Here is a 3,482-nt window from a genome sequence, read left to right as displayed (position 1 = left end):
GTCCGACAGCGACAACACCCCCGCCACATACGCAGCAGCCACCTCACCCACCGAATGACCCACCACCGCATCCGCGACCACACCAGCCGCCTTCAACACCGCCGCCAAAGCCACCTCGAACGCAAACAGCCCCGCCTGCGCATACAGCGTCTGATCCACCAAAGCCTCATCGACGCCGTCCGCCCCCAGGACGACATCCCGGACCGACACCCCCAACTCCAGCTCCAGCAACCCACACACCTGATCAAACGCCTCAGCGAAAACGCGACTGCCCTCATACAGACCGCGCCCCATCCCCACCCACTGCGACCCCTGACCCGCGAACACCAACCCCACTCGCGCCCCCGGCCGTGCCACCCCCGACACCACCGAAGCCGCAGACACCCCACCAGCCAGCCTCTCCAGGCCGGTCACCAACTCCTCGCGTTCGCCACCCAACACCACGGCCCGGTACTCAAACACCGACCGTGACACCGCCAACGACCACGCCACATCCACCGGCTCCAGCTCCGGCCGGGCAGCAACCCACTCCCGCAACCGGCCCGCCTGCGCCGCCAACCCCTCAGCCGACCGACCCGACACCACCCACGCACCCACACCCGCGGTCTCCACAACCGCGGGAACTTCCGCTTCTCCGCTCTCCCCGATGTCCCCGGAAACCTCGGTCTCGGCAGGCTCAGGAGCCTCTTCGACGATGACGTGGGCGTTGGTGCCACTGATGCCGAACGCGGACACACCGGCACGCCGCACCCGGCCATCCGCCGGCCACGGCACAGCCTCGGTCAGCAGCTGCACCTCACCCGCCGACCAGTCCACGTGCGGCGACGGCTCCTGCGCGTGCAGCGTCTGCGGCAGCTCCTGGTGCTGCAACGCCAGCACCATCTTGATCACACCAGCCACGCCCGCGGCAGCCTGCGTGTGCCCGATGTTGGACTTCACCGAACCCAGCCACAACGGCCGGTCCCCCGGCCGCTCCTGACCATAGGTCGCGAGGAGCGCCTGCGCCTCGATCGGGTCACCCAGCGTGGTCCCCGTACCGTGCGCCTCCACCACATCCACATCGGCAGCCGACAACTGGGCACTGGCCAAGGCGGCCCGGATCACCCGCTGCTGCGAGGGACCGTTCGGCGCCGTCAGACCATTGGACGCACCATCCTGGTTCACCGCAGTGCCCCGCACCACCGCCAGCACCCGGTGCCCATTACGCCGGGCATCGGACAACCGCTCCAGCACCAGGACACCGGCACCCTCGGCCCATCCCGTCCCGTCCGCATCCGCGGAGAACGCCCGGCACCGGCCATCCGCCGACAACCCCTGCTGCCGGGAGAAGTCGACAAAGGTCCCCGGCGTCGCCATGACCGTAACGCCGCCGGCCAGCGCCAGGGAGCACTCCCCGGACCGCAGGGCTTGGCTGGCCAGGTGCAGCGCCACCAGCGACGACGAACACGCCGTGTCCACCGTCACCGCCGGGCCCTCAAGACCCAGGGCATACGACACACGACCCGACAGCACACTCGTCGCGTTACCGGTCATCAAGTGACCCTCGACACCGGCCGCGTCCTGCCCCGCCAACGCCACACCGAGCCCGTAACCCGACGCGAAACCACCCGCGAAGACACCTGTCGGGCTGCCCTGCAACGTTCCGGGATCGATTCCGGCCCGCTCCAGCGCCTCCCACGACACCTCCAGCAGCAACCGCTGCTGCGGGTCCATGGCGAGAGCCTCACGCGGGCTGATCCCGAAGAAGCCCGCATCAAAGCCCGCCGCGCCCTGCAAGAACGCGCCCGCCTGGGTGTAGGAAGTTCCCGCATGCTCCGGGTCAGGGTCGAACAGGCTGTCCAGGTCCCAGCCACGGTCGGTCGGGAACCCGCCCACCGCATCCCCGCCCGCAGCCAGCAACTCCCAGAACTCCTCGGGGCTGCCCGCACCGCCGGGGAACCGGCAGCTCATCCCGACGATCGCCACCGGCTCCGCCGCCCGCGCCTTCACTTCACGCAGCCGGGTACGGGCATCCTGGGCGTCGGCGATGGCCCGCTTCAGGTATGTACGAAGCTTGTCCTCGTCAGACACGTTCAGCTCCCAGAAGTGATGTCGAGCAGTGGTAAGAGGAAGGCCGCGCATAGCGGGCGGGGGAACTCGGACGGCGCGGAGCCATCGGGGTCGTGTGGATCATTCGAGTTCATCGACGAGGGCGAACAGTTCGTCGTCGGTCGCCGTGTCGAGTTCGGATTCACGCCGACTCCTGCTTGTGTCAGCGGATGAGGCACCCACGACGTCCAGAAGCCGACGCAGTCGGTCGGTGATCTGGTCCCGCACCGGTTCGTCCGCCAACTCCGCCCGGAGGGCGACCTCGAGTCGGTCCAGCTCAGCGAGTATGGGCACCGACCCGGTCTCGTCCTGGATGACTTCGGTGCGCAGCCAAGTGGCAAGTGCGACGGGGGTGGGGTAGTCGAACACAAGCGTGGTGGGCAGCCGCAAGCCCGTCACTGCGTTCAGCCGGTTGCGCAGTTCGACCGCTGACAGCGAGTCGAAGCCCAGAGCCTTGAACGCCCGTTTGTCCGGGACCGCTTTCGCCGAAGTGTGCCCCAGCACCGCAGCCGCCTCAGCCCGCACCACATCGGCCAGCACCCGCTCCTGCTCGGCCCGGCCCAACCCCGCCAACCGCTGGACCAGTTCGCCCTCACCGCGCACCACACCCTCCGTGCCCACAGCCACAGCGGCCAGCTGGCGGATCTCGGGCAGATCCCGCACCAACGGCATCCCCCGCAAGTCCGCCCCACCATGCGCCGAAGCAAGCTGCGCCCAATCGACGTCCATCACCGTCAGCACGGCGTCGGGACCCTCGATCGCTTCGCCCAGTGCGCGCACCGCCAGCTGCGGATCCATCGCCGGCATCGCACCCCGCCGCACCCGGGCACGAACCTCCTCACTCGCCTCAGCAAAACCACCACCCGCCCAAGCACCCCAGGCCACCGCCAGACCGGCCAGGCCCCGGCCCCGCCTGCTCTCCGCCACGGCATCCAGGAAGGCGTTCGCCGCCGCGTAGTTGCCCTGGCCGGCGGCGCCCAGCGTGGAGGCGGCCGACGAGAAGAGCACGAACGCGTCCAGGTCGAGGTCGGCGGTCAGCTCGTCCAGCAACGCCGCGCCGGCCGCCTTGGCCGTTATCACCGTCGCCAGCCGTTCCACCGACAGCCGGTCCACCACACCGTCATCCAGCACACCCGCGGTATGCATCACCGCAGACAACGCAGGACCATCCGCACCGGTCCAGGCCAGCAGCCCGGACAAATCCGCCCGCTCACTGACATCACACGCCACCACATCCACACGCGCACCAGCCCTCGCCAGCTCGGCCGCCAGCTCGGCGACACCGGGGGCGGAGGGACCGGACCGGCTGGTCAGCACCAGCCGCTGCGCACCACGGTCAGCCAGCCAGCGCGCCACGTGCCCGCCGATCGCACCGGTTCCACCGGTGATCAACG

2 protein-coding genes are annotated in these 3,482 nt (G+C 69.6%); both read right to left on the bottom strand.

The window, feature by feature from the left end:
• On the bottom strand, positions 1–2,070 hold a 2,070-nt coding region (locus tag AQI88_RS41880; protein WP_425264590.1), incomplete at its 3' end, for a type I polyketide synthase.
• A gap of 99 nt (positions 2,071–2,169) precedes the next feature.
• Positions 2,170–3,482 (bottom strand): type I polyketide synthase (locus AQI88_RS41875; protein ID WP_159050579.1); only part of this gene is annotated, 1,313 nt, incomplete at its 5' end.

The sequence above is a fragment of the Streptomyces cellostaticus genome, from assembly GCF_001513965.1.
In the GTDB taxonomy this organism is placed as follows: domain Bacteria; phylum Actinomycetota; class Actinomycetes; order Streptomycetales; family Streptomycetaceae; genus Streptomyces; species Streptomyces cellostaticus.
This window is presented reverse-complemented; position numbering and strand designations above follow the sequence as displayed.